This window comes from Streptomyces sp. NPDC127190, assembly GCF_042672505.1.
GTDB lineage: Bacteria > Actinomycetota > Actinomycetes > Streptomycetales > Streptomycetaceae > Streptomyces.
The window spans coordinates 102,793-127,629 of sequence record NZ_JBHXVE010000019.1 but is presented as its reverse complement, the minus strand read 5'-3'; the positions used below and the strand labels follow the sequence as shown (position 1 = coordinate 127,629).

Annotated in this window: 27 protein-coding genes and 1 tRNA gene; 16 read left to right on the top strand and 12 right to left on the bottom strand. The window is 69.6% G+C overall.

Features of this window, described 5'->3' with window-relative positions; translation table 11 throughout:
• The first annotated feature begins 340 nt into the window (after nt 1-340).
• Complete coding sequence (locus ACFVIU_RS27000; protein WP_385845623.1) at nt 341-964, top strand: DUF6000 family protein; 624 nt, start codon at nt 341-343, stop codon at nt 962-964.
• A gap of 191 nt (nt 965-1,155) precedes the next feature.
• Here ACFVIU_RS27000 and ACFVIU_RS26995 read toward each other — a convergent pair whose 3' ends face one another.
• A complete protein-coding gene (locus ACFVIU_RS26995; RefSeq protein ID WP_385845622.1) occupies nt 1,156-1,470 on the bottom strand; it encodes a hypothetical protein in 315 nt (104 codons plus the stop codon).
• A 727-nt stretch (nt 1,471-2,197) separates the two neighbouring features.
• Between ACFVIU_RS26995 and ACFVIU_RS26990 the strand changes: the two genes are divergently transcribed.
• Nucleotides 2,198-3,439, top strand: a complete 1,242-nt coding sequence (locus tag ACFVIU_RS26990; RefSeq protein WP_385845621.1) for a hypothetical protein — start codon at nt 2,198-2,200, stop codon at nt 3,437-3,439.
• A gap of 977 nt (nt 3,440-4,416) precedes the next feature.
• Here ACFVIU_RS26990 and ACFVIU_RS26985 read toward each other — a convergent pair.
• Genes ACFVIU_RS26985 through ACFVIU_RS26975 form a run of 3 tightly spaced genes read right to left on the bottom strand, consistent with a single transcriptional unit; the run spans nt 4,417 to nt 5,685 of the window.
• The gene (locus tag ACFVIU_RS26985; RefSeq protein WP_385845619.1) at nt 4,417-4,800 is read right to left on the bottom strand and encodes a hypothetical protein; all 384 of its coding nucleotides are present in this window, start codon (nt 4,798-4,800) and stop codon (nt 4,417-4,419) included.
• Nucleotides 4,794-5,231 (bottom strand): ATP-binding protein, encoded by a 438-nt coding sequence (locus ACFVIU_RS26980; protein ID WP_385845618.1) that lies wholly within the window; start codon nt 5,229-5,231, stop codon nt 4,794-4,796. The genes ACFVIU_RS26985 and ACFVIU_RS26980 overlap by 7 nt, the downstream gene beginning before the upstream one ends.
• A 46-nt stretch (nt 5,232-5,277) precedes the next feature.
• The gene (locus ACFVIU_RS26975) at nt 5,278-5,685 is read right to left on the bottom strand and encodes an NUDIX hydrolase (protein ID WP_385845693.1); all 408 of its coding nucleotides are present in this window, start codon (nt 5,683-5,685) and stop codon (nt 5,278-5,280) included.
• Between the two features lie 107 nt (nt 5,686-5,792).
• On the opposite strand from ACFVIU_RS26975, the gene ACFVIU_RS26970 reads away from it, so the two are divergent.
• From ACFVIU_RS26970 to ACFVIU_RS26925, 10 genes are all read left to right on the top strand, one after another.
• Nucleotides 5,793-6,581 carry a GntR family transcriptional regulator gene (locus ACFVIU_RS26970; RefSeq protein ID WP_385845616.1) on the top strand — a complete coding sequence of 263 codons (789 nt, stop codon included), beginning with the start codon at nt 5,793-5,795 and terminating at the stop codon, nt 6,579-6,581.
• A gap of 166 nt (nt 6,582-6,747) precedes the next feature.
• Nucleotides 6,748-7,104, top strand: coding sequence for a hypothetical protein (locus tag ACFVIU_RS26965; RefSeq protein ID WP_385845614.1), 357 nt, complete (start codon nt 6,748-6,750; stop codon nt 7,102-7,104).
• A complete protein-coding gene (locus ACFVIU_RS26960; protein ID WP_385845613.1) occupies nt 7,104-8,480 on the top strand; it encodes an FtsK/SpoIIIE domain-containing protein in 1,377 nt (458 codons plus the stop codon). Before ACFVIU_RS26965 ends, ACFVIU_RS26960 begins: the two co-directional genes overlap by 1 nt.
• A gap of 32 nt (nt 8,481-8,512) precedes the next feature.
• Entirely contained in the window at nt 8,513-9,133 is a 621-nt protein-coding gene (locus tag ACFVIU_RS26955; RefSeq protein WP_385845611.1) for a DUF2637 domain-containing protein, read from the top strand.
• A 10-nt stretch (nt 9,134-9,143) separates the two neighbouring features.
• Nucleotides 9,144-9,335 (top strand): mobile element transfer protein, encoded by a 192-nt coding sequence (locus ACFVIU_RS26950; protein ID WP_385845610.1) that lies wholly within the window; start codon nt 9,144-9,146, stop codon nt 9,333-9,335.
• A 16-nt stretch (nt 9,336-9,351) separates the two neighbouring features.
• Nucleotides 9,352-9,546 (top strand): hypothetical protein, encoded by a 195-nt coding sequence (locus ACFVIU_RS26945; RefSeq protein WP_385845609.1) that lies wholly within the window; start codon nt 9,352-9,354, stop codon nt 9,544-9,546.
• Between the two features lie 25 nt (nt 9,547-9,571).
• The gene (locus tag ACFVIU_RS26940; RefSeq protein WP_385845607.1) at nt 9,572-9,817 is read left to right on the top strand and encodes a SpdD protein; all 246 of its coding nucleotides are present in this window, start codon (nt 9,572-9,574) and stop codon (nt 9,815-9,817) included.
• 170 nt (nt 9,818-9,987) lie between these two features.
• Entirely contained in the window at nt 9,988-11,262 is a 1,275-nt protein-coding gene (locus tag ACFVIU_RS26935; protein ID WP_385845606.1) for a replication initiator, read from the top strand.
• The gene (locus tag ACFVIU_RS26930; protein ID WP_385845604.1) at nt 11,255-11,437 is read left to right on the top strand and encodes a helix-turn-helix domain-containing protein; all 183 of its coding nucleotides are present in this window, start codon (nt 11,255-11,257) and stop codon (nt 11,435-11,437) included. The genes ACFVIU_RS26935 and ACFVIU_RS26930 overlap by 8 nt, the downstream gene beginning before the upstream one ends.
• Nucleotides 11,437-12,588 carry a tyrosine-type recombinase/integrase gene (locus ACFVIU_RS26925; RefSeq protein WP_385845603.1) on the top strand — a complete coding sequence of 384 codons (1,152 nt, stop codon included), beginning with the start codon at nt 11,437-11,439 and terminating at the stop codon, nt 12,586-12,588. Before ACFVIU_RS26930 ends, ACFVIU_RS26925 begins: the two co-directional genes overlap by 1 nt.
• A gap of 82 nt (nt 12,589-12,670) precedes the next feature.
• On the opposite strand, the gene ACFVIU_RS26920 is transcribed toward ACFVIU_RS26925, so the two are convergent.
• Nucleotides 12,671-12,744, bottom strand: a tRNA-Thr gene (locus ACFVIU_RS26920).
• A gap of 215 nt (nt 12,745-12,959) precedes the next feature.
• Here ACFVIU_RS26920 and ACFVIU_RS26915 point away from each other — a divergent pair.
• The 3 genes from ACFVIU_RS26915 (at nt 12,960) to ACFVIU_RS26905 (ending at nt 15,608) form a co-directional block, all read left to right on the top strand.
• A complete protein-coding gene (locus ACFVIU_RS26915; protein ID WP_385845601.1) occupies nt 12,960-14,096 on the top strand; it encodes an ABC transporter ATP-binding protein in 1,137 nt (378 codons plus the stop codon).
• A gap of 208 nt (nt 14,097-14,304) precedes the next feature.
• Nucleotides 14,305-14,778, top strand: coding sequence for a hypothetical protein (locus ACFVIU_RS26910; RefSeq protein ID WP_385845600.1), 474 nt, complete (start codon nt 14,305-14,307; stop codon nt 14,776-14,778).
• 98 nt (nt 14,779-14,876) lie between these two features.
• Nucleotides 14,877-15,608, top strand: a complete 732-nt coding sequence (locus ACFVIU_RS26905) for an NDP-sugar synthase (RefSeq protein WP_385845598.1) — start codon at nt 14,877-14,879, stop codon at nt 15,606-15,608.
• Between the two features lie 665 nt (nt 15,609-16,273).
• Here ACFVIU_RS26905 and ACFVIU_RS26900 read toward each other — a convergent pair.
• From ACFVIU_RS26900 to ACFVIU_RS26870, 7 genes are all read right to left on the bottom strand, one after another.
• A complete protein-coding gene (locus ACFVIU_RS26900; protein ID WP_385845597.1) occupies nt 16,274-17,983 on the bottom strand; it encodes a DoxX family membrane protein in 1,710 nt (569 codons plus the stop codon).
• A gap of 128 nt (nt 17,984-18,111) precedes the next feature.
• Nucleotides 18,112-19,053, bottom strand: a complete 942-nt coding sequence (gene rlmB / locus ACFVIU_RS26895) for a 23S rRNA (guanosine(2251)-2'-O)-methyltransferase RlmB (RefSeq protein WP_385845596.1) — start codon at nt 19,051-19,053, stop codon at nt 18,112-18,114.
• A 97-nt stretch (nt 19,054-19,150) separates the two neighbouring features.
• On the bottom strand, nt 19,151-20,551 hold the full coding sequence (gene cysS / locus ACFVIU_RS26890; RefSeq protein WP_385845595.1) for a cysteine--tRNA ligase: 1,401 nt from the start codon (nt 20,549-20,551) through the stop codon (nt 19,151-19,153).
• 138 nt (nt 20,552-20,689) lie between these two features.
• Complete coding sequence (locus ACFVIU_RS26885; RefSeq protein ID WP_385845593.1) at nt 20,690-21,094, bottom strand: PPOX class F420-dependent oxidoreductase; 405 nt, start codon at nt 21,092-21,094, stop codon at nt 20,690-20,692.
• A gap of 185 nt (nt 21,095-21,279) precedes the next feature.
• Nucleotides 21,280-21,831 (bottom strand): 2-C-methyl-D-erythritol 2,4-cyclodiphosphate synthase, encoded by a 552-nt coding sequence (gene ispF / locus ACFVIU_RS26880; RefSeq protein WP_385845591.1) that lies wholly within the window; start codon nt 21,829-21,831, stop codon nt 21,280-21,282.
• Nucleotides 21,821-22,573, bottom strand: coding sequence for a 2-C-methyl-D-erythritol 4-phosphate cytidylyltransferase (gene ispD, locus ACFVIU_RS26875; RefSeq protein ID WP_385845590.1), 753 nt, complete (start codon nt 22,571-22,573; stop codon nt 21,821-21,823). The genes ispF and ispD overlap by 11 nt, the downstream gene beginning before the upstream one ends.
• A 278-nt stretch (nt 22,574-22,851) precedes the next feature.
• Nucleotides 22,852-23,334 carry a CarD family transcriptional regulator gene (locus ACFVIU_RS26870; protein ID WP_003953493.1) on the bottom strand — a complete coding sequence of 161 codons (483 nt, stop codon included), beginning with the start codon at nt 23,332-23,334 and terminating at the stop codon, nt 22,852-22,854.
• A gap of 660 nt (nt 23,335-23,994) precedes the next feature.
• Between ACFVIU_RS26870 and ACFVIU_RS26865 the strand changes: the two genes are divergently transcribed.
• The gene (locus ACFVIU_RS26865; protein ID WP_385845588.1) at nt 23,995-24,687 is read left to right on the top strand and encodes a DUF461 domain-containing protein; all 693 of its coding nucleotides are present in this window, start codon (nt 23,995-23,997) and stop codon (nt 24,685-24,687) included.
• Nucleotides 24,688-24,837 lie beyond the last annotated feature (150 nt).

Here is a 24,837-nt window from a genome sequence, read left to right as displayed (position 1 = left end):
GGGCGGCCCGGGTCTGGCCCGGGACCTAACCGACGGTCGGGCTTCGTCGATGGCTAAGGAGAGACCTGCCAGCGCCAGCCGCGCACCGAGCATGACGACTGTCAGTGGAGCGGACGCACGCTTTCCAACTGTGTTGGGGGCTCTGAGGCCGTTGAACGGGGCCGTTCACCTGCGTTCACGGGCGGCTGGCCCTCGGGCTTGTGACGGCTCGGGGTCTCGGTTGAACAGTCGTGAACGGGGCTGAATGAGACGGAAACTGAGACGGATGAGCACATAGGGCTGAGGTGTCCGACCTGCCAGATTGCTGGTCTGGCGGCTTCGTCCATACGAGGATGCTGCCATGCGCCGCGCAGACGAAGAGGCAGAGCCGCTCAGGTTGATCCGCCGCTACGTCACGCCCGACCGGCGGTATCTCAAACTTGGCGGCAGCCTTCTCGGGATGAGCGGACGTGACCGAACGAAGTTCCTCCGGAAGCTAGGCCAGGCTGCCGGTGAGATCAGTCCTCGTGAACTGAGCACGCTGCTCGACCGAGGGTGGCGCGAGCGCAAGACGGCAGCCTGGCTCGTCGCCGTGGCCGGCAGATCTGAGTTCCGGGATCGTCTCGGCGAACTCCTACTCGCCAGTGAAGGACCCTACGCAGGGCAGGCATACTGCGTCGCTCTGGCCATCTTCGGCACCCGGGCTGACGCAGACCTCCTGGTCGCCTACCTCGACCGCTACCTGCGCCGCCCAGACCTCTACTACGACCAGGGAGCCGCCCTCGGCGCGCTCCTGCTACTCGACGCGAAGCTCGGTGCCGACAACGCGGCCCGGTTCCTCGCGCCTGTCGGACTCTGGCAGCAGTGGATCGATGGGCCGCCCAGCAAGGACCGTGAAACCCCCGACAACTACCGAGCTTTCATGAGCGAGCTCTGCGCATTCGCGGATGAGGCTGCCAGGAACTGCCCCGGCAGGCTGACATGAGTCCCATGCCGAGGATGGTCGCCACCATCGCTCAGTGCGTTGTGCCCTTAGCTTGGGAAGCTTGGGTCCCACCGGGCCTATAAGGCTGCTGGCCTGCTGCGGATCGGCGTCAAGCCTTGTGGGCGCGCGGGGTGGGTGACCGCCGTTCCCCGTGGTTCCCCGCAGTATCTGGCACGGGTCTGGCACGCCGCTCAGTGTGGTCCTGGCGGCTTGGGGACGTCCTTGTCGATCAGACCGTTGATGAACTCGACTGCGAACCGGTGCGCGTGGGGTGACACGTCGGCAGGTTCCTCGGCGTACCAGCGGAAGGACTCCAGTCTCTGTTCCGCCTCGTTCAACCAGTGGGGCAGGCGGTGTAACTCCCCCTCACTCAGCCTGATCGCGGCTTGATGAACCCACGCCTCGTCCGGCCCGGCGTAGCTCCCCAGGGCACTGACAGCCAGCTCTACCAAGTCGGCCGCGAAGACGGCCTGGCATAGATTGCGGGTGTCAGGGGAGACCGGCATACGCCGAGCATGCGGCGTGCGGGGTGGTAAGGCAAGACAGAGTCGTCACGGGCTGGTGCACTCCTAATGCCTACCTGTCTTCTTGCCCTGGGTCTTGCCGGGGACCCTGAGTATCTGCTGCTTCCCAGCTCAGGGGCTGTGCACCCGTGCACCTAGTCGTCAACGTTGGTCGTCGTTGGCCGCTGTTGAGCAACCTCGGACGGCCCAGGGCCGGCCCGGCTTCGGCCCACTCGACTGACGGCTGGGGCCTTCGACACGCACCGTCTGAACCTCAGCCGACGATAGTCAGCCACAGTGGCGGGTCTGCCGACCGAGCACGTTCGCGTGTGCCTCGCGGTACCCCCGCCGGCCTCGGCCGCGCTATCTGCTTTGTCGTCGGCTGAAGCAAGAAGTGCTGTGATCGGGGGCCCCTGCGGGGCCCCCGATCTGCCCGTCACACCTGTAACCGGCTACGACCTCTCGCGAACGATCAAAAAGATGATCGCGATCAGCAGCAGCGACATCGGCTCCATCTGGCAGTCTCCCTTGCTCATGTCTCGACACTTTTGATCGAGACTGCGAGTTACGGGAGACCAGCACTTGGCACTCCGAGCGGGCCCATTCTGCCATCAAAGACCGTCCTGTGGCGACTCGTTGACGTACATAACTGCGTACCGCAGTCTGAACGCCCCTGCCGGACAGTGAGGTGCCGACGGGAGCACCCCCGGTTCAACCTGCATGAGGCCACGTGAGCGATCAGAGTGTCACCCAGGATGCCGCAAGTGTGACACAAAACGTCATGCAAACCCTTGTGTCAGTTAAGAGCGGCGACACGATTAACTGGAATTCCCCCATCCGGGAGACGTTCATTTACACGGAGCTGCCGTTTTGGCTGATGATCCCAGAAGGGGATATGGAAATCGAATGGCGTGGACATGCATTTCAAGTGAGAGTGTGCCCATCGTGGCGTGAAGTTTTCTTCCAGCAGGTCACCGATTCGCGTGCCACTGTTTATCATCACGGCCCCCGTGGCTTCGGCGACTGGACGCCGGACGCCGAAGCCGCCGAGTTTATCGAGATGCACAATGTTAAATGGCTAGAGCGCCCCTGCAAGACTGTCGTAAGGATTGCAGTCCAAGCCCACTCGGATGCGTTTGAATTGCGCGCGCACGTAGCCCTCCCTCGAGCTCACTACGACCTGGAAAGTTACTGGGCATCTCTGTGCGAGGCACACGTGCCGGTATTGAATGAGCTAATTCAGCGGTACAGGCTTGCAACCTATGATTATTTTGCATACGAGGTGAGCCCGTGGGATGTGCCCATTTGGTACCTAAAACACACGGCAATCGGGAAGGTTCTCATCTCCCCCTATAAAGCATGGGACCAAAAGCCCGATGTTTACGATGACCTGAAGGGCCTGAAGGCAAGTCCAAAGAAGATGCAATACGCGTCACTGGATGACCTTTCTGGGGCATCGAAGGAGGAGGCCACTCCGGGCGAGTTCGATCTTCTTGATGCCAGGTCGCTCATGGAGCGCGGTGACTACACAGGGGCCGTGCGTCGAACTGTGACTGCCGTGGAGACGCTTACTGAATGGAGCCTCTCTTGCCACTACCTGCAAAGTCATTCAGAAGAAGAGGCCAAGAAAATGGTGAAGAAGACGAAGGGAGACTTCGCGCAGCGCCTGACGGAGTGGCAGAACGTTAGCGGAAAGATTCTTAGTGACGTGTTGATCAAAGAGTTTGCGAAGACCCGTAAAACCAGACATCAAATTGTCCATGCCGGGCGTCGCCTTACGCATGAACATCGCGGTATGGCTCAGCGGTCAGTTGACACCGGGCGTTGGCTTTTCAATCACATCGAAGATATTCCTCACCGGGCGCGCCTGAGAGACTATGGGACTATTAAAGCAGTAGGGCGAATTGCCCTCTCGCCTCGTTTCCCCGTCACCCTCAGGGATGGCGGGTTTTTGGTCGAGGCAATCAGTTGAGTCAGTAGACACCTGGAAAGGAAGTGGGCGGAGTCTCAATGACCGAGTCAAGGCGACGGACGCCGACCGATGTGCGGCCGACGCCCGTGTAGGCCAAGGCTTTGAGGTCTGACCTTATCCTTATCAGGTCGATCACGGGGTCTCTGGAACGCGGTCAACCCGGCTCCCGCCTCGCCTGCCGGTCCGTCGACGTTCGGCGGTGTTCGGCACTGTCCGGCCCTGTTGGTGTCAGGTGCTGGTGTCAGCGAAGAGGGGCGCCCTTGACACGCGACCATCGGTGCCACTGGCCAGTCAGGAACCGGTTGCAAGCCATGAGGAGAGCAAGGCACAGCACCAGCAAGCCCAGTGCCTGGAATAGCTCAACACTCAAGCCCCGATGGGAAACGACAAGCAGGCCGGATGCCAGAAAGAGCACCACGGTAGCCAGGGTGAGAACGAATGCGAAGAACTTAACCAGTGGACGCAATGCGTACATGCTCGCCTCTCGGTTCGACTCAGTGTCCGGGACGCTAGCAGTCTGACTATCTACCTTCGCTACCCGCCTCAACCCAACACTCGCCCAGCTCCCATCCCGTACGCCGTCGACCCACACACCGTGGAGCAGGCGTGGTTCCTGGCGTCCAGGTGGAGCGCGCCACTGTACGAACGACCTGGACGCCAGGGGCCGCGTCTGCTCGGCTCTGCCTGGGGCGACGGTGGGCGGGATGGGAGCACCCCGCGCACGCCACTACGGACCCGCAGCCGGGAACGGCGCCCCCTCCATCCCGGTGCCGGCCGATCCCCCGCCGGAGGCATCGTTCTGACGGTGGCCGCTCCCGTCGGCACTCGCCTTGTGGTCTCGGCTCGCTGCTATGCGCGCGGCACGGACACCGGCCGGGCTGGAGCGGGGCGGAGACAGGAGCGCAGGCCCGGCCGGGGGCCGGGCCGCGCGCGGTGAGCGGAGCGAGCCGCCTTGAACCAGTAGAGAAAGTTGTAACTCAGTCTGTCGGGCGGGGCTTGAAGTCGTACGCGCACGCTGGCAGTTCGGCCACCTGCCGGTGTGCGAGTGGCAGGAAGAGCACCGGTCGTATCGTCCAGGTGATGCGGGTCTGGGCGTGGGTCACTGACACTGTGCACGGCTCGGCGCGCAGCAAGGCTCGTCGGGTCTCGATGCGGTCCTCGTAGAGCCACTCCCACGCCTCGTCCGAAGCGTCCGAGTCCAGGGCCGGCGAGATGGTGCGGAGCGCGACCGCGACCCATCGGTCGGCCTGTGGTGCCGAGTAGGCGTCGAAGGATGCATGGAGGACCGGCCCCTGCTCCTGGGTGAGGTCCTCCGTCCAGCACTCGCACCAGAAGCCGCGGCGGAGGGGGTGGCTCAGCACGGGTGACCTCCCCGCCAGGCATCCGCGTACAGCTCCGCAGTCACCGTGCAGCCCTGCTCGCTGTCGTGGACGACGACCCGGTGCGCGATCGCGCTGACCATGCCCAGTCCCCGCCCGTGCTCGGCGTCCTCGACCTGGTGCAACTGGTCCTCGACCTTCGGGGCCGTAGCCGTACCGCCGTCGTCCGTGACCGAGACCGCGACCACCTGACCGGAGACCGCGACGGCCAGGCGGAAGCTGCCGTGCTCCCGGCCGCTGGCGGTGTGGAGGATCGCGTTCGCGCTCAGCTCGCTGACGATCAGCTCGGCGTCCTCCGCCAAGGGCGAGCCCCGCAGGATGTCCCGGGTCCAGCGGCGGGCCCGGCTCACTTCTTCCGGGAATCCTGGGCAACTCAGCCCCCAGACCCGGGCTGTACTCGTATACTCGTGCATACAAGTTCCTTCGTGCTGGTAGGCCGCCATGTGCAGCGGGTTCGGGCTAGACGAGTTTCACGCCGTCATGGGCGCGAACGGCCGGCGGGGACGCCGCGTCGAGTGCGTCAAGGACGCGGATCGCGTACGCCTCGTCGGCAAGCTCGGTGACCTCTTCGCGGGTGACCCAGCGCAGGGCGCGGGTCTCGTCACCGGTGGTGGGCGTGCCGTCGGCGGCTTCGCAGCGGAAGACCAGGGAGACGATCAGGCCCTTCATGTTCTTGTAGACGCCGGTCAGGGTCGCCGGGAGGGCGATCTTGATGCCGGTCTCTTCGAGGACTTCGCGCTGGAGGGCTTCCGGGATGGTCTCCTCGCGTTCGAGGACACCGCCCGGCGGCTCCCAGTGACCGTTGTCCCGGCGCTGAATCAGGAGGGCCCGGCCTTGGTCGTCCACGACGACCCCGGCGACGCTCACGGAGTGCGGGCGTTCTGTGCTCACGTTCCTCGGCCCTCTCGGCTGACTAGGCTCTCCACCGTAGCAACACCACTCGCCCACTCGTCTAGATACCTAAAGGAGTACAAGTGAGCCCTCTTCCCTCGGGCCTCCTTGGTGATCTCGACCCCACGAGCGATCGTGCGGTCTTCCGGCAGATCGCCGACCAGTTGCGCGAAGCCATCGACCGTGGGCGATTCCGCGAGGGTGAGAAGCTGCCCTCCGAAGCCGATCTCGTCGACCACTTCGGGGTGTCCCGGATGACGGTCCGCAACGCCTTCTCCATCCTCCAGGGCGAGGGCCTGGTCCACGCCGAGCACGGCCGGGGAGTCTTCGTACGACCACGACCGCCTGTGCGACGGCTCGCCTCCGACCGCTTCGCCCGGCGGCACCGGGAGCAGGGCAAGTCCGCGTTCATCGTGGAAGCCGACGCGGCCGGCAGTCACCCCCAGGTCGACAGCCTGGAGGTCAAGGAGGAGAAGGCCAGCCAGGACATCTCCACCCGGCTCGGGTCCGTGCGGCGGGTCCTGGCCCGTCGGCGCCGGTACCTGCTCGACGGGAAGCCGGTCGAGTTCGCCACCTCCTACCTCCCGCTCGACATCGCGCGCGGCACCCCGATCGCCGAGCCGAACCCCGGCCCCGGTGGCATCTACGCCCGCCTCGAAGAACTGGGCCACCACCTCGACCACTTCGAGGAGGAGATCCGCGCCCGGATGCCCTCCCCGACCGAGGTGAAGACGCTTCGGCTGGCAGCTGGTGTTCCGGTCATCCATCTCATCCGGACCGCCTTCGACACGGAGGGACGGGCGGTCGAAGTCTGCGACACAGTGATGGCGGCGGATGCCTACGTCTTGTCGTACCAGCTCCCGGCGACTTGATCGGGTGGTTTGCGGTGGTGCGCGGGGACGCTCTCCCGAACTCGTACACCCCAACGCGCCAACTCGTATAGACGAGTGGGCAAGTTGTGTGGCAAGGTAATCCTGCGATCCCCAGCAAGGGGCTCGCAGGACCCACCTTGTATAGACGAGTAGATAGGAGTGTGCCTTGCGCACCATCCGCGTGGAGACCTCGGCCGCGACGATCCTTCTCACCGAAACTCCTGAGCCGAAGGTCCGTGACCGGCAGACCGGCGAGATCGCCAAGGACGCCAACAGCGGTGAGGCGCTGATGACCATCGGCGTCGTCTACATCGAGGACGGCGAGTCGTCGCTCATCAAGGTCACCGTTCCGGAAGGCGGCATCTCCGAGGGGCTGACCCTCGGGGCACCGGTCTCGCTGCCCGGCCTCGTCGCCCGGCCGTGGGAGTCCGTGTTCAACGGCCAGCAGCGCCACGGCATCGCCTACCGGGCCGCCGCCGTCACCCCGGCCGCCTTCCCGGCCGTCACCGGGGCTGCCGCCTGATGTCCGAGCTGGCGACGCTTCTCGAAGTGGGTGGTCCCCTCGCCGCACTCGGCGGCGGGACCGCCTACGCCCGGGCCAGGCACCCCCGGCTGTACTGGTCCGCCGTCGGCCTGCCGGTGTCCACCGTCCGGTTCCTCGGCTCGTACGGCTCGGTCATGGAAGCGTGCGGTCTGACCGTGCCTCCCTCCCGGCTGCGGGTCCTCGCCCACAAGGCCATGAGCCGCCGCGAGATACGGCCCGTACCGCCGCGTCGGGGGGTCATCCGGCCCACCTCGACCGGGCTCCGGGTCCGCCTCCGGCTCGCCCCGGGGCAGGAACCGGCGGACATCGCGGCCTCCGCCGAGCGGTTACGGCACGCCTGGGGCGTCCACGCCGTGTACGTCACCACCGTCAAACCGGGCGTGGTCGAACTGCGGCTCGTCGGCTTCGACGTCCTCCGGCGGGTCCGGATGCCGCGCAAGCTCGGCGGCGGCTTCCTGAAGGTGCCGGTAGCTCTCCGGGAGGACGCCGTCCCCTTCGTACGGGACTACCTCACCATCCCGCACCAACTCACCCTCGGCGCCACCCTGTCGGGCAAGTCCATGTACCTGCGGCACCTGATCACCGGACTCGCCCGTCAGCCCGTCGCCCTGGTCGGTATCGACTGCAAGCGCGGCGTCGAGCTGGCCCCCTTCGCCCCTCGCCTCTCGGCGCTCGCCACCGAACCGGAAGAGGCCGCCGAGCTGCTGCCCGTGCTGGTCAAGGAGATGGAGGACCGCTACGACCTGATCAAGACCAGACAGGGCATCGCCCCGGAGACCCCCAACGAAGACATCACCTCCGACATCTGGGGACTGCCCGACAGGGAACGCCCGGTACCCATCGTGCTGTTCGTGGACGAGGTCGCCGAACTCTTCCTCGTGGCTACCAGGAAGGAAGAGGAACTCCGCGACGAGATGGTCACCCAGCTCATCCGCCTCGCCCAGCTCGGCCGCGCCGCCGGCATCTACCTGGAGGTGTGCGGACAGCGCTTCGGCGCCGAACTCGGCAAGGGCGCCACCATGCTCCGCGCCCAGCTCACCGGCCGCGTCTGCCACCGCGTCAACGACGAAGCCTCCGCCAAGATGGCCCTCGGCGACATCGCACCCGAAGCGCCCTACGCGGCCTGCTCCATCGCCCCTGAGCTGCCCGGCCTTGCCGTGGCGGGCGACACCTCCGGCGGCTGGTCCCGCATCCGCCCGCCGTACCTCTCGCTGGGCGATGCCGCCGAAATCTGCCGCCGCTCGTCGTCGCTGGTGCCCGACCTGCCCGCGCTCAAGCGCTTCCGGCCCGACGTACCGGAGCAACCGGTCGAGACCGCGCCCCCGGCCGTCCTGCCGCATCCGCTGACCGACTGACCTTCCCCGCCCGACCCCGGAAGGAGCCGCACATGCGCGCTCGCCCGGCCCGTATCGACGCGGTGCTCGTCCAGGCGCTCATCGCCGCCGCGCTGTCCTTCGCCCACCTCCACGACGTCGCCGTGGCGGCCGGACAGGACGGCTGGAAGGCATGGGCCTACCCCGTCTCCGTCGACCTGCTGCTCGTCGCCGCCTGGCGCCGACTGCGCTCCGGTACGACCAGAGCGGCGGCCTGGTCCTGGTTCGTCATCGCACTCGCCGCATCCCTGGGTGCCAACGTCGCCACCGCCGGCCTCCTGGACCTGGGCGACGTCCCCGCCTGGCTGCGCATCCTCGTCGCCGGATGGCCCGCCCTCGCCTTCCTCGGCGGAACGCTCCTCGCCCACTCGACGCCCGACACCGCCCCGGACAGCAAGGTCACCGACGACCAGGAGTACGACCCCGAACCCACACCCGACCCGCCTGCCCAACCCACCACCGAGATGCCACCGCAACCCCCGCTCGCGCCCGTCCCATCCGCCTTGGTCGCCCACGCCCGCAAGGTCGCCGCCGAACACCACGCCCGCACCGGCGCCCCGATCGACACCCCGACTCTTCGCGCCCGTCTCGGCGTCCCGGCTCCCATGGCCGAAGCCATCGCCACCCACCTCTGAGAGGAGACCCATGGCCAGCAACCACAACTTCCGCAACGTCACCCGGATCGGCCCCGTCCAGGTCGGCACCGCCTACGACCACCGGGGCCGCGAGAAGCACACCGCCGCCTGTACCGCCCCGCGCTGCGGCTTCTCCGCCGACTACGACAGCCGCGCCGCCGCCGAACTGGCCGCCCGCACCCACCGCTGCCCCGTCCGCTGAAAGGACTCCGACCACCGTGACCGTCAGTCTGCCGCTCGTCGTCGTCCTCGGCTTCTTCGCCTGGGGAGCGATCAAGTTCCTCGGCGTACGCCCCTGGATCGTCGTCCTGATCGCCCTCTTCGGCTTCTGGCTCTCGCACACCTTCCTGGCTCCCGCCATCGAGTCCGGTACGCGGTCCGGCGTGGACGTCGTAAACGGCTCACATGACTAGACGAGTAGATAAGGAGGTGCCAACCGTGTTCCTGCCCAAATACCCGGACAACCCCACCCCTCCGCCCACCTACGCCCACGCCCCGACCCACCCGGCGCCGACCCGGCGCTCCCTCCCGTCGATCCCCCTCGACCAGCGGACGGTCCTGGCCGTGCTCGTCGGCGGAGTCGTCCTGACCGCGCTGCTGGCCGCCGTCGCCGTCACGGCCATCTCGGTGGCCGTCGCCGCCGTGGTCCTGCGCTCGCTGCTCCGCGACCACTACCGCCGCTGACGCACAGCGCCCGGCACCCGGGGCGGCCACGACACCGCCAAGCATCCGGCCGCCCCGGGCCCCTCCCTCCTGACCGATCCAGCCAGAAGGAGACCGCCATCTTCACCCGCACCACCCCGCCCCCGCTCCCGGAACTCGCGAGGCTGGCCGAACACGGCACCCTGCCCGGCATGGTCCAGCAGTTGTCCGGGCTCGGCGGCTGCACCAACCCGATCCGCCTCGACGGCCACCGCACGGAGTACGACCTCGACACCACCACGGGCGAGATCGGCCGCGTCCTGCACCACCTGGACTCGGCCACCCTCCCCGCCGGTCAACTCCTCGTCCGCTGCAACAACCGCCGCACCACCCGCTGCCCGGCCTGCGCCGAGACCTACCGCCGCGACACCTTCCACCTGATCACCGCCGGACTGCGCGGCGGCAAGGGCATCCCCGAACAGGTCGCCGCCCACCCCCGTGTCTTCGCCACCTTCACCGCCCCCGGCTTCGGTTCGGTCCATAACCGCCGCACCGACGGCCGCCCCTGCCGCTGCGGCGCCCACCACGCCCAGGAGGACGACCTCCTCGGCACCCCGCTCTCCCCGGCCACCTACGACTACGAAGCCGCCGTCCTCTGGAACGCCCACGCCGGTCAGCTCTGGCGGCGCTTCTCCACCTACCTCCGCCGGGAGATAGCCAAGCGCGCCGGCCTGTCCCAGCGCCGGTTCCGCGACCATGCCCGGGTCTCCTTCGCCAAGGTCGCCGAGTACCAGAAGCGCGGAGCCGTCCACTTTCACGCGGTCATCCGCCTCGACGGCCCCGGCGGCGGACACACCCCGCCCCCGCCCTGGGCGACAGCAGAACTCCTCACCGACGCCATCGAGGCCGCCGTCGGCAAGGCCCGCGTCGACGGCCCCCTCCTCGACGGCCGCGCCCACACCTTCGCCTTCGGCCGCCAGCTCGACATCCGTACGATCCGCTCCGCCGACCTGAGCGACGGCCAGGAGCTGACCGAGCGGGCCGTAGCCGCGTACATCGCCAAGTACGCCACCAAAGGAGCCGAGACCGCGACGGGAGCCCTCGACCGCCCGTTGAAGTTCGCCGCCGAACTCGCCCAGCTCGACCTCAGCGACCACGCCCGCCGACTCATCCGCACCGCTTGGACCCCCGGCGCCCGCAAGGACCTGGAACACCTCCGCCTGCGCGCCTGGGCCCACATGCTCGGCTTCCGCGGCCACTTCTCCACCAAGTCCCGCCGCTACTCCACCACCCTCGGCACCCTCCGCGACGCCCGCGCCCAATGGCGCCGAGCACAAGCCGCAGCGACCAACGGCCCGGAGACCGACACGACGTACGTCCTCGCCCACTGGGTCTTCGCCGGAACCGGCCTCAGCCCCGCCGAAGCCTGGCTCGCTGCCTCCCTCGAACCCGCTCCCGGAACGGAAGGAGAACCCACCCATGCGTGACGACGAGCTGCTGACGGTCCCGGACGTCATGACGCGTCTCAAGCTCGGCCGCTCCACGGTCTATGACCTCATCCGCTCCCGGCGTCTTCCCTCGATCACCATCGGCCGGTGCCGCCGTATCCCGGCACGGGCGGTCCGCGAATACATCACCACCGAACTGGAGGCGGCCGCCTGATGGCCCAGCAACGCAAGCGCAATCCCAACGGCGCCGGCACCATCACCAAGCGCAAGGACGGCCGGTTCCAGTGCGCGGTCTACGTGCTCCAGCCGGACGGCACCCGCGCCCGCAAGTTCGCCTACGGCAAGGACTGGGCGGAATGCGACGCCAAGCGCCGGGCACTGCTCGACAAGGTGGACCAGGGCGTGCCCGTGCCCACCAAGTCGGCCAAGCTCTCGGAGTGGCTGCCGTACTGGCTGGAGCACTTCATCAAGCCCAACCGGAAGCGGACGACGTACAGCAAGTACGCGATGCACGTGCGCCTCTACCTCGTGCCGCTGCTCGGCTCCAAGAGCCTGGAGGCGCTGGGTCCCCGCCATGTGCGGACGTTCGTCGCCGAGGTGTCTCGCCGGGCATCCCCGGCTACAGCCAAAGAGGCGCACCGCGTGCTGCGGACCGCCCTCACCGCGGCCTGCCGTGAGGAGCTGGTGGTGCGGAACGCCGCCTCACTCGTGGAGGCCCCGAAGGTGCCCCGCCGCGAGCTGACCCCATGGACCCTCGAAGAGACGCTGACGTTCCTGGAGCACGCCCGCCGCGATCCGTTGTACGCCGCCTTCGTCCTGGCGGTCTCCATGGGCCTGCGGCGAGGCGAGATCCTCGGGCTCCGCTGGTCGGACGTGGACCTCGACCATCGCGTGCTGCGGGTCAGCAAGCAGGTGCAGCGCGTCGGCGGGGAGCTGTACGAGGACAGCACCAAGAGCGGCCGGGCGCGTCCCGTGCCCCTCCCGCTGATCTGTCTGGCGGCGCTTCGCTGGCACCGGATGCGGCAGATCGAGGCTGCTCGGCTCAAGGGTGCGGAGCTGTCCCCGTCCTCGTACGTCTTCACGACCCGCAACGGCCGTCCGATCGACCCGCAGAACGTCAACCGGTCGTTCTTCCGCATCACCGACGCCGCCGGCGTTCGGCGCATCCGTCTGCACGACGCCCGGCACGGCTGCGCCACGCTCCTCACCGCGGCCGGTGTCGCGCCCCGCGTCGTGATGGAGATCCTCGGGCACAGCCAGATCAGCATCACCATGGACGTCTACACGCACGTGACCTCGGAGACGCAGCGCGAGGCCATCAGCCACATGGATCGCTTGCTCAGGCGCCGTGTCGACCGTGAGTGACCGCCACGGTTGATGTCACCTGTGGATGTCGAAACGCCCCGGACCGATCTCCGGCCGGGGCGTTCTCGCTGTTCAGCGTCAGAGCCCCCTGTCGGATTCGAACCGACGACCTTCGCTTTACAAGAGCGGCGCTCTGACCAGCTGAGCTAAGGAGGCGTGCACACCCTGGGGGTGTGTGCCTGTGCAGTGTACCCACGTCACATGGCCGCCCTGTCGAAAATTTCCGCGAAGTTCACAGGGGACGGGGTAATGACAGAGCGCGTGAACCCCAGGTAGCGTCCTGACCGGTTCACTCGCGTGGACTACACCAACCACCTTCCTACAACGGATCGTCCGGCACGTTCCTGCCGGTAGAAGGGGGCCCATTCACCATGGCCACTGTCACGTTCGACAAGGCGACCCGGATCTACCCGGGTTCCACCAAGCCCGCCGTCGACGGTCTCGACATCGCGATCGAGGACGGCGAGTTCCTCGTCCTGGTCGGCCCGTCGGGCTGCGGCAAGTCCACCTCGCTCCGGATGCTCGCGGGGCTCGAGGACGTCAACGGCGGCGCCATCCGCATCGGCGACCGCGACGTCACGCACCTGCCGCCCAAGGACCGGGACATCGCCATGGTGTTCCAGAACTACGCCCTGTACCCGCACATGACGGTCGCCGACAACATGGGCTTCGCGCTCAAGATCGCCGGCGTCAACAAGGCGGAGATCCGGCAGAAGGTCGAGGAGGCCGCGAAGATCCTCGACCTCACCGAGTACCTGGACCGCAAGCCGAAGGCCCTCTCCGGTGGTCAGCGCCAGCGTGTCGCCATGGGCCGCGCGATCGTCCGCGAGCCGCAGGTCTTCCTCATGGACGAGCCGCTGTCCAACCTGGACGCCAAGCTCCGCGTCTCCACCCGTACGCAGATCGCGTCCCTCCAGCGCCGGCTCGGCATCACCACCGTCTACGTCACCCACGACCAGGTCGAGGCCATGACGATGGGCGACCGGGTGGCCGTGCTGAAGGACGGTCTGCTCCAGCAGGTCGACTCGCCGCGCAACATGTACGACCGCCCGGCCAACCTCTTCGTCGCCGGCTTCATCGGCTCCCCGGCCATGAACCTGGTCGAGGTGCCGATCACCGACGGCGGCGTGAAGTTCGGCAACAGCGTGGTGCCGGTCAGCCGGGAGGCCCTGTCGGCCGCCGCGGACAAGGGCGACCGCACCGTCACGGTCGGCGTCCGCCCCGAGCACTTCGACGTGGTCGAGCTGGACGGCGGCACGGCCGCGTCCCTCTCCAAGGACAGCGCGGACGCCCCGGCGGGTCTCGCCGTCTCGGTGAACGTGGTCGAGGAGCTGGGCGCCGACGGTTACGTCTACGGCACCGCCGAGGTCGGCGGCGAGGTCAAGGACCTGGTCGTCCGTGTCAACGGCCGCCAGGTGCCGGAGAAGGGCGCCACGCTGCACGTCGTACCGCGGCCGGGTGAGATCCACGTGTTCTCGACGTCCACGGGCGAGCGACTCTCCGACTGACCAGCGGTTTCGCACGAAGTTGACGACAAGGGGCCCCGCGGAGCACCGCGGGGCCCCTTTCGTGCGCCTCGGCGCGGAGATATACCCCGGCACAGCGATCATTTCGGGCGGGCCGCGTCAACCCCTTACCCAGAAAGAGGCGCGAGTTCTTCCCCCGAAGGGGTGACTAAATGTCGCCAAATCATTACCGGGCGCTACCCTCACACGCGTGAAGCACTCCACCACCTCACAGACGCGACGCAGCCACCGGGGCCCTGCCCGCCGGGTCGGCCGCACCCTCGCCCTCGTCCTGCCCGTCGTCCTGGTGCTCTCCGGGACCCTCGCGGTCACCCGGGTCAACTGGACGGGAAGCCCCGCCAGCTCGGTGCTCACCGCCACCGACGTCTCCTCGGCGGAGGTCCCCCCGACGGAGGTGCACTCCGGGCCGGTCTCCCGCGCCCCCGAGGACGTCCTCCGCGACAAGCTGATGGACGAGCTCCAGGACGAGAACCCGGGGGTCGTGCTGACCCACCTCCAGCAGGCCGTCAACGGGCACCCCGCGCTGGCCCGGCACTGCTCCACCATCGCCCGCGCCCTCGGCCGGGCCGCCGTGCACATCTACGGCGCCACCCGCGCCCAGTCGTACGCCCGCCCGGTGTGCGACACCGCCTTCGCCTCCGGCGTGCTCGCCGCGCACAGCTGAGGGCCCCGGCCAAGACCCGGTTGGGAAGTCGGTTAACGGCTTCTTAAGGAGGCGCCGCCACCGGCCGGGCCGAGCGGGGCGCGACGTACAGTGCGGTCATGACCCATCCGAACGCCGCGTCGCGCCCCACCCAAGCCGTGATCCTGGCCGGGGGCCAGGGCTCCCGGCTGCGTCCGTACACCGACGACCGGCCCAAGCCGATGGTCGAGATCCCCGGCACGGGCACTCCGATCATCGGGCACCAGCTCGCCTGGCTCGCCGAGGAAGGCGTGACGGACGTGGTGGTCTCCTGCGGCCACCTCGCCGACGTCCTCCAGAAATGGCTGGACTCGGCCGACCTTCCCCTCTCCGTCCGCACGGTCGTGGAGACGGAGCCGCTCGGCCGCGGCGGCGGTCTCAAGTACGCCGCGGCGCATCTGCCGCACCCCGACCGGCCGTGGTACGCCACCAACGGCGACATCTGGACCCGCTTCTCGCTGCGGGACATGGCCGACTTCCACACCGAGCGGGACGCCGTCGCGACGCTCGCGCTGGCGCGTCCGCGGATTCCGTGGGGGGCGGTGCAGACCGACGGGTTCGGTCGCATCACCGACTTCATCGAGGCCCCGCAGTCGACGTTCGAGATCAACGCGGGCGTGTACGTCTTCTCCGCCGCGTTCGCCGGTCTGCTGCCCGAGCGGGGCGACCACGAACGGACCACCTTCCCCGGCCTGGCCCGAGAGCTGAAACTGGCCGGCTTCACCATCCCCCAGGGCTCCTACTGGCGCGCCATCGACACGGCGAAGGACCTGTCGGAAGCGGCAAAGGAACTGGCCTCCCTGGGCCGCTAGCCCCCCCCCTACGCCCCACCACTCCCCCACACACATCGCCCAGGCCCCCCTGCCCCGGGGGCCTCTGCGGAGCCGGCCGCGCTTGGGCGGTGACCGCCCGGCGCGGGAATCCCCGGGGCCGCGCTCCCCAGGAGCACGGCCCCGCGCGCTGAAAGCCCCCTCCCGGTACCGCCACCGGGGGCGCCGCCCGGGCCAAGGAGCCTGCCGCCCCGGCGGTAGCCGCGCAGTGTCGGAATCGCCGGGCTCGCCGGCCCCGGGGCACACGGTCCCCGTCGCTGGAAGGGCGGCCCCCTGCCGCCATCGGCCGCCCTGGACTGCGGCCCGGGCCGGTGGCGCGGGGCACCCGGCGTCGTACCTCTGGTGCTGTCGCCACCTGTGTGGCCGGGTGCCGTCGGGTGGGCAGGAGTCGGCCGCCTCGGGCGGTAGCCCCACGGGGCCGGAGCGCGGCCCCGCGCGCTGCCCGCCGTACCGCCGCCGGGGGCGCCGCTGCGGCCCGGGGCCCGGTGGCCGGCCGCCGACGTGCGCCCACCCGTCGCCATATCGCCCGGGGCGCCAAGAAGCCTGCCACCCCGGGAGTGGCCGCCCGGGGGCCGGGCGCGCAGTCCCGGGCGTTGAAAGGGCCCCCGTACCTGAAGTGGTGCGGGGGCCCTTTGGGTGGGGTGGGGTTAGCCCAGGAGGCCGCCTACCAGGCCGGGTTGGCCGGACGAGGAGGCGCCGCCGGAGGGGCCGCCTGTGGTCGAGCCGGTGGTGCTGGTGCCGCCCGTGGAGGTCGGGCCCGCCGTGGTGGCCGCCGGGGCGCCGCCGGTCGGGGCGGACCGGCGGGGCGGGATCTGGCCGGTGGTGCCCTGGGTCTGGCTGGGCGTGATGGTCGTACCGCCCGTGGTGTGCGTCGCGCCCGGGGTCGTCGCCGCGCCGGAGGGGCTGGCGCCCGCCGTGGCGCCGACCGTGGGGGTGGCCGTCGGGGCCTTGCTGTGCCGCTGGCCGGGCCGCTGCGGGAGCGGGGAGCCGGGGAGGTTGTTGCGGGGGGCCTCGCCGGGGCCGGGGACCACGACACGGCTGGAGTCGCGGACGGCGCCGCCGAGCAGCGAGCCGACCAGCAGGGTGAGGCCGACGGTGATGGCGGTGATGAGGGCGCCGCGGCGCAGCACGAAGCGGCGCAGCTCCCAGATGTCGGCGCGCGGGCCGAGCCGGCGCCAGGCGCCCGCCGCGAGCCGGCCGTCCACCGAGTAGACCGGGGCACCGGCGATGATCAGCGGGGACCAGGCGGCCATGTAGATGATGTCGGGGGCGTCGTACGCGGGGACCGTCTTCCAGCTGACCGTCACGATCAGCGCGGCGGAGAGCAGGGCGCCGACGACCGCGGCCACCCGCTGCCAGCAGCCGAGGACGGTCAGGACGCCGACCACCACCTGGAGGAAGGCGATGAGCAGTCCGACGCCGACCGGGTGGTGCAGGGCGGTCTGGCGCAGCGGTTCGGCGACGTCCCAGGGGTGCAGGGTGTTGAGCCACTTGACCATGGAGCCGCGCTTGCCGCCGTCGAAGTAGACGGGGTCGCACAGCTTGCCCATGCCGGCGTAGATGGAGATGAAGCCGAGGAAGATGCGCAGCGGGAGCAGGACGACGCCGAGGTTCATCCGGCGGCCGGGGTAGTACGCGTGCCGGGCCGGGTCGTCGCCCTGGCGGCGGAGGGGACGCGGGTCGGCGTAGTCGTCGTATCCGGCGTCCGCGTAGCCGGCGTCCGCGTAGCCGGCGTCCGCGTACCCGTCGTCCGCGTAGCCGGCGTCCGCGGCGTCCGTGCCTGCGCCCGCGGGGTCGTCGTAGGCGCTGGTCACCGTGCGCATGTGCGGCAGCAGGCGGGTGCCCTCGGCCTCGGCGGGGGTGCGCTGGTGGCCTACGACGGGGGTCTCGACGGTCTGGTCGAGCGCGTCGTAGGTGTCGGCGTACCCGGCCGGGACGCGCGGGATGACCTGGGTGGCGCCCGGCTCGGCGTCCTCGGCGTGGCGGACGCTGCTGCCCCGCACCGCCTGGAGGAGCCGGTGCGCGCCGGTGTCGTCCGGGGCGGACTTGCCGCTCCACACGACGGGACGGCGGCGGCCGCCGGCGCCCGCCACGCCCGCCGTACCGGCGACGGGCGTCCGGGCGGTGTTCTGGGCGGCGCTCAGATGCCGGGCGATCCGCGGGGATTGGGGCCGCTTCGCCGATCCGCCCAGCTGCACGCGGAAGCTGGCGTGATTGACGATGATCTGCGCCGGATCGCTCGGCACCTTCACCATGCTCAGCGCGGGAGCGTCATCGGGCCCGGAAGCGAATCCGGAGCGGAATCCCGAGGAGCGGTCCCCCGTGGGTGTGCGGGGTGTTCTGGTGTCCACACTCATCTAACCGAGTGACGTGGAGTTAGGACACTGCTTTGACCGCCCGGATGTGTCCGGACCCCGTCAAAGCACCGTCGAACACCCCATGGACACCGGAATTACCCCGCACGGGTGAAATTCCGGACAGGTGTTCAGCTCCGCCTGCGCGCCGCTTCGTACAGCACGATGCCCGCGGCCACACCGGCGTTCAGCGACTCGGCGCCGCCCGGCATCGGGATGCGGACCCGGATGTCGCAGGTCTCGCCGACCAGCCGGGACAGGCCCTTGCCCTCGCTGCCGACCACGATGACGACCGGGCCCTGGAGCGCGTCCAGCTCGCCGAGTTCGGCCTCGCCGTCCGCCGCCAGGCCGACGACCGTGAGACCGGCCTTCTTGTACGCCTCCAGCGCCCGGGTGAGGTTGGTGGCGCGGGCGACCGGCGTGCGGGCGGCCGTACCGGCGGAGGTCTTCCAGGCGCCGGCGGTCATCCCGGCCGAACGGCGCTCGGGCACGACCACGCCGTGCCCGCCGAAGGCGGAGACCGAACGGACGACGGCGCCGAGGTTGCGCGGGTCGGTGACCCCGTCGAGGGCGACGACCAGCGGGTCCGCGCCCTCGTCGGCCGCCGCGTCGAGCAGGTCCTCGGGGTGCGCGTACTCGTACGGCGGGACCTGGAGGACCAGGCCCTGGTGGTTGAGGCCGTTCGTCATCCGGTCCAGCTCGGGACGCGGGGCCTCCATGAGGTTGATGCCGCCGCGCTCGGCGGCCAGCTGGAGGGCCTCGCGGACCCGCTCGTCGTTGTCGATGAACTGCTGGACGTAGAGGGTGGAGGCGGGCACCCCCTCGCGCAGCGCCTCGACCACCGGGTTACGGCCGACGACCAGCTCGGAGGCGGACTTGCCGCCGCGGCCGCGGGGCGCGGGGCGCCGTACCGTCTGCTTGGCCTTGGCGTTGGCGATGCGGTTCTTCTTGTGGCCCTTGCGCATCTCGGCGGGCGGGGTGGGGCCCTTGCCCTCCAGGCCCTTGCGCCGCTGGCCGCCGCTGCCGACCTGCGCGCCCTTCTTGCCGGACATGCGGCGGTTGTTGGTGGCCATGACCTACCTGTTCTCTACGGAAGTGTGTGCGTACGTCTATGCAGTGTGCCGCCCGGAGGGCCGGGCGGCACAATCGATCTTCTGATCGGGGGCGGAGTCAGCGGGACCCGAGGGTCCAGCGCGGCCCCTGCGGGCTGTCCTCGATGACCAGGCCGGCCTGACCGAGCTGGTCGCGGATGGCGTCGGCGGTCGCCCAGTCCTTGCGGGCCCGGGCGGACTCGCGCTGCTCCAGGACGAGCCGGACCAGGCTGTCGACCACGCCGTGCAGGTCCTCGCTCTGCTCCGCCTCCCCGGCCCACTGCTCGTCCAGCGGGTCCAGGCCGAGGACGGCGAGCATGGCCCGCACCTCGGCCATGCGGGCGACGGCGGCTTCCTTGTCGTCGGCGGCCAGCGCGGCGTTGCCCTGCCGGACCGTGGTGTGCACGACGGCGAGGGCCTGCGGGACGCCCAGGTCGTCGTCCATCGCCTCGGCGAAGGCGGGCGGGACCTCGGCCGCCGGCTCGACGGTCTTCCCGGCCAGCTCGGTGACGCGCTGGAGGAAGCCCTCGATCCGGCCGAACGCGGCCTCGGCCTCGCGCAGCGACTCCTCGCTGTACTCGATCATCGAGCGGTAGTGCGGGGTGCCGAGGTAGTAGCGCAGCACGATCGGGCGCCACCGCTTGACCATCTCGGAGACCAGCACGCTGTTGCCGAGCGACTTGGACATCTTGTCGCCGGCGATGGTCACCCAGGCGTTGTGCAGCCAGTACCGGGCGAACTCGTCGCCGTACGCCTTGGCCTGGGCGATCTCGTTCTCGTGGTGCGGGAAGATCAGGTCGATGCCGCCGCCGTGGATGTCGAAGGCGGAGCCGAGGTACTTGTGCGCCATCGCCGAGCACTCCAGGTGCCAGCCGGGGCGGCCGGGGCCCCACGGGGTGGGCCAGGTCGGCTCGCCCGGCTTGGCGGACTTCCACAGGGCGAAGTCGCGCGGGTCCCGCTTGCCGGTCTCGCCCTCGCCGGACGGCTGGCGCAGGTTGTCCAGCTCCTGCCGGGACAGCTCCAGGTAGCCCGGGAAGGACCGCACGTCGAAGTAGACGTTGCCGTCGGCGGCGTAGGCGTGGCCGCGGTCGATGAGCTTCTGCATCATCTCGACCATCTCGGTCACATGGCCGGTGGCACGCGGCTCGTAGGTCGGCGGGAGGCAACCGAGCACGGTGTAGCCGTCGTTGAAGGCGCGCTCGTTCTCGTACCCGATCGACCACCACGGGCGGCCCTGTTCCTGGGCCTTCGCGATGATCTTGTCGTCGATGTCCGTCACGTTCCGGATGAACGTCACGTCGTAGCCGCGGTACGCGAACCAGCGGCGCAGGATGTCGAAGTTCAGGCCCGAGCGGATGTGCCCGATGTGGGGTGCCGCCTGCACGGTGGCGCCACACAGGTAGATCGAGACACAACCCGGCGTGAGCGGGGTGAAGTCACGGATCTGCCGGGCGCTGGTGTCGTACAGGCGAATAGTCACGACTCCAGAGTAGTGGGCGCGGGCGAGTGCCATGTGCCGACTGCCGAGGATTGCCGCCGCGCCCCGCCGCCGGTCCCGGCCGGCCGCCGCTCTCAGCATTCCGGCGCCCTTCGCTCACAGCATTCCGAGGACCTTCGCTCACAGCATTCCGACGACCTTCCGCGGCGTGATCCGTACGACCACCCGCTGGGCGTCGTTCGCGGCGGCGGGGTTGAACTCGCGGTACTTCTTGCCGGTGTACTTCTCGCTCAGGGTGTCGATCAGTTCGGGACCGCCGTCGGTGGTCATCTCGGCGGTGCCGCGGATCTCGGCGTACGCGTAGGGCTGGTCGGGCTTCATGACGACCACGGTCACCCGGGGGTCCCGCTGGAGGTTCTTGTACTTGCGGCGGTCGACCGTGGTGGAGAAGAGGACGTGGTCGCCGTCGCGCTGCACCCAGACCGGGGACATCTGCGGGCTGCCGTCGGGCTGGACGGTGCCGACGACGATGAACACCTTCTCGTCGAGCACGCTCTTGAGGTCGTCGGAGAGGGCGGCGGTCATGGGGTACCTCCGGAGAGCGAGGGGCCGGCGGTCACTCGGCCGACATGCGGGGTGACTCTCCGTTCACCCTCGCACGCCCACGACCCACCCGCATCAGGGATCGCCCGGACATCACCCTGGCGGGTACGGCGCCCCACCCTGAGTCGGTACGACGCCACACCCTGAGTGAATACGGCCCCACACCCTCAATGCGTACGCACCACGAGGGCCGTCGCCACCGCCATGAGCCCTTCCTCCCGGCCGGGGAAGCCGAGCCCGTCCGTGGTCGCGCCGGAGACCGACACGGGCGCGCCGGCCGCCTCGGAGAGGATCTTCTGGGCCTCGTCCCGGCGCTTGCCGATCTTCGGGCGGGGGCCGATCACCTGGACGGCGACATTGCCGATGGTGAAGCCGGCCTCGCGGACGATCCGGGCGGCCTCGGTGAGGAGGGTGACGCCGGAGGCGCCGGACCACTCGGGGCGGCCGGTGCCGAAGTGCTGCCCGAGATCACCGAGGCCGGCGGCGGAGAAGAGGGCGTTGCAGGCGGCGTGCGCGACCACGTCGGCGTCGGAGTGGCCGGCCAGCCCGGTGCCCTCGCCCTCCCACTTCAGGCCCGCGCACCACAGCTCGCGGCCCTCCTCGAAGGCGTGGATGTCGGTGCCGATGCCGACCTGCGGGAGGGGGAAGGCCTGCGGCAGGGGGGATTCCTGCGGGCGCGGGGAAGTCTGCGGCACAAAGGAGGCCTGCTCAGAAGCCATCGTTGAGCCTCCTGCGGGCCAGGACCGCCTCGGCGAGGACCAGGTCGAGGGGGCGGGTGACCTTGAAGGCCTCCTCGTGGCCGGGGACGGCGACGACCGTCAGACCCAGCTGCTCGACCATGCTCGCGTCGTCGGTGACGTTCTCGGTGACCGTCTCGTGAGCGCGGAGCAGGGTCGCGCGGTCGAAGCCCTGGGGCGTCTGGACCGCGCGCAGCCGGGCCCGCGCGGGGGTCGACAGGACGGGCTCGGGGTCGCCGGGCACGGCCGCGGGCTCGACCTCCTTCACCGTGTCGGCCAGCGGCAGCGCGGGGACCACCGCGGGGGCGCCGTCGCGTACCGCCTCGATGACCCCGTCGACGGTGTCGACGGGGACGAGCGGGCGGGCCGCGTCGTGCACGAGGACGATGCCGTACTCGGGGGGCAGGGCGTCGAGGCCCAGCCGGACCGACTCCTGGCGGGACTCGCCGCCGGGCACCACGAGAAAGTCCGTCCGCTCGGGCAGCGCATGCAGGTCGAGGAGCGACTTGACCTCGGCGGCGCCGTCCGGCGGGGCCACGACGATCACCAGGGAGACATGGCGGGAGGCGGCGAGCGCGCGCACCGCGTGGATGAGCATCGGCGTGCCGCCCAGCGCGCGGAGCGCCTTGGGGGCGCCCGGACCGAGGCGTACACCCCGGCCGGCGGCGGGAATCACGGCGGCGACGGGGGTCGGCGCGGGCGAGGGGCGCGATTCGTCAGACATCGGTTCCTGTCAGGTTTGTGTGCTCGACCTAGGTGGGTATGGCCTGAGGAGTGCCGGGCGCGACGCCTTGACCGGACCCTTTCCGTGACCCTGGTCGAGCCATCCGCCCGGGCCCGGCACCTCAAGTATCGGGGGCTCTCACAGGCGCGGGCTCACCGACTGGGGACACTGCGGGTATGAAGATGCCGCAGCGCCCGGCGACAGTTCAGTGTCATCGGGCACCGCGGCATTTCAGTGTGCTGGGCGTGCCGGAAGCGAGGGTTCGCTGCCGTCGCGCGTCAGGAGGCGAGCACCTCGTCGAGCAGGGCCTCGGCCTTGTCCTCGTTCGTGTTCTCCGCGAGCGCCAGCTCGCTCACCAGGATCTGGCGTGCCTTGGCGAGCATGCGCTTCTCACCGGCGGACAGTCCGCGCTCGCGCTCGCGACGCCACAGGTCGCGCACGACCTCGGCGACCTTGATGACATCGCCGGAGGCGAGCTTCTCCAGGTTTGCCTTGTAGCGACGGGACCAGTTCGTGGGCTCCTCCGCGTACGGCGCGCGCAGCACCTCGAAGACCCGGTCCAGCCCGTCCTGACCGACCACATCACGCACGCCGACGAACTCCGCATTGTCCGCTGGCACACGCACCGTGAGGTCACCCTGGGCGACCTTCAGCACCAAGTAGGTCTTGTCCACGCCTTTGATCTGGCGAGTTTCGATGGCCTCGATCAGCGCGGCCCCGTGATGGGGATAGACCACGGTGTCGCCAACCTTGAACGTCATGTGACAGGTACCCCTTCCGTGGCTATCCAGGGTAACACGGATACGGCGTCTTCTGAATGGCGTTTTCGCAGGTCAGGGCATATCTCGGGGCTTGACAACAGTAACCGGAACGTGCTGCGAGGGGCCTGCGGAAGCGGGTATTCGCAGGTCGGAGGGGCTCTTCGCGCGGGACGAAACGGGTACGTTACACACTCCGCGAGCCCGTTCCAAGTGGCGGAACATCCCGTTTTGTCCGGTTCCAAGCGTGCGAGTTCCGCTACTCCGTTCGGTGACCTCCGGCCGATGTGAGTCGATTCCAAAATTGATCAACGCGCCCCGGAAGGGGTCCCGGGGACGCATCGGGTGATCAATTTCGGGGAGGAGATCCGGGCGGACATCATGCGGTCACGCATTCCTTCACGGAACATTTGCGAGCGGTTATGTGAATGACGGACGAGCGCTCGGCAAAGTGACTGATGAGTCACTTGTGACGGGAGTGACTGCCGGGACTGAGGACGGGGAGAACGGGAACGTCGTACCCCCAGCCGGAGGGAACCGCGGGCCAGGGGGAGGGTCGGGTGCGGACGCTCAGGAACGGCTCGGTAACCTAAGGCCGCTGACAGACACTTAGGGCGGCTTTATAAGGAAGGCCGCCCCTGCGTTCAAGGAGTTGCCGCCGCCGTGAGCAGCAGCCTTCGACGCGGCGCCCTCGCCGCCTCCGCCATCGCCTTCTCGATCGCCTCGCTCGCCGCCTGCGGCGCCGGAAACGACTCGCAGACGCTGGAGGTCAAGCCGAACAGCGCGGCGACCAGCGTCGGTGACATCAAGATCCAGAACGCCACCGTCATCACCCAGCCCGACCTGAAGTCGACCGGTCCGGCCGTGGTCTCCGCGACGCTGTTCAACACCGGCGCCAAGGACCAGACCCTCCAGTCGATCGCCATCCCGGGCAGCAACGAGACCGTCAAGCTGACCCCGGCCAAGGGCAAGGACCTGACCGTCCCGGCGCACGGCTCGCTGATCCTCGGCGGCCAGGGCAACGCCTCCGCGGAGATCCCGAACGGCCGCGCGTCCGTGACGGACGGCAACGCCCAGAAGGTCACCTTCACCTTCAGCACGACCGGTGCCGTGAGCCTGCGCGCCTATGTGGTGCCGGCCACCGAGTACTTCGACAAGTGGGGCCCGAGCCAGATCCCGTCCGCCTCGCCGACCGCCTCCGCAGCCCCGGGCTCCACCCCGTCGGGCAGCGGCAAGCCCGCCAAGAACGGCAAGAACGGCAAGGCCACCCCGTCGGCGGGCGCGAGCGCCTCCACGGGCACCGGCGCCGCGGCCACCCCGAGCGACTCCGCGTCCCAGTCGGCGGCCGGCCGGTAGGCAGCGCAGCGCCAGGCGGTCGTACGCACGCACGACGAAGAGGGGGGCCCACCCCGGCGCGGGGGGGGCCGGGGCGTGCGCCGCGCCGCGCGCTCCGGCGCGGGTGTCGGGCGCGGACAGGCGGGTCGAGGGCCGGGGGGCCGGGCGGGG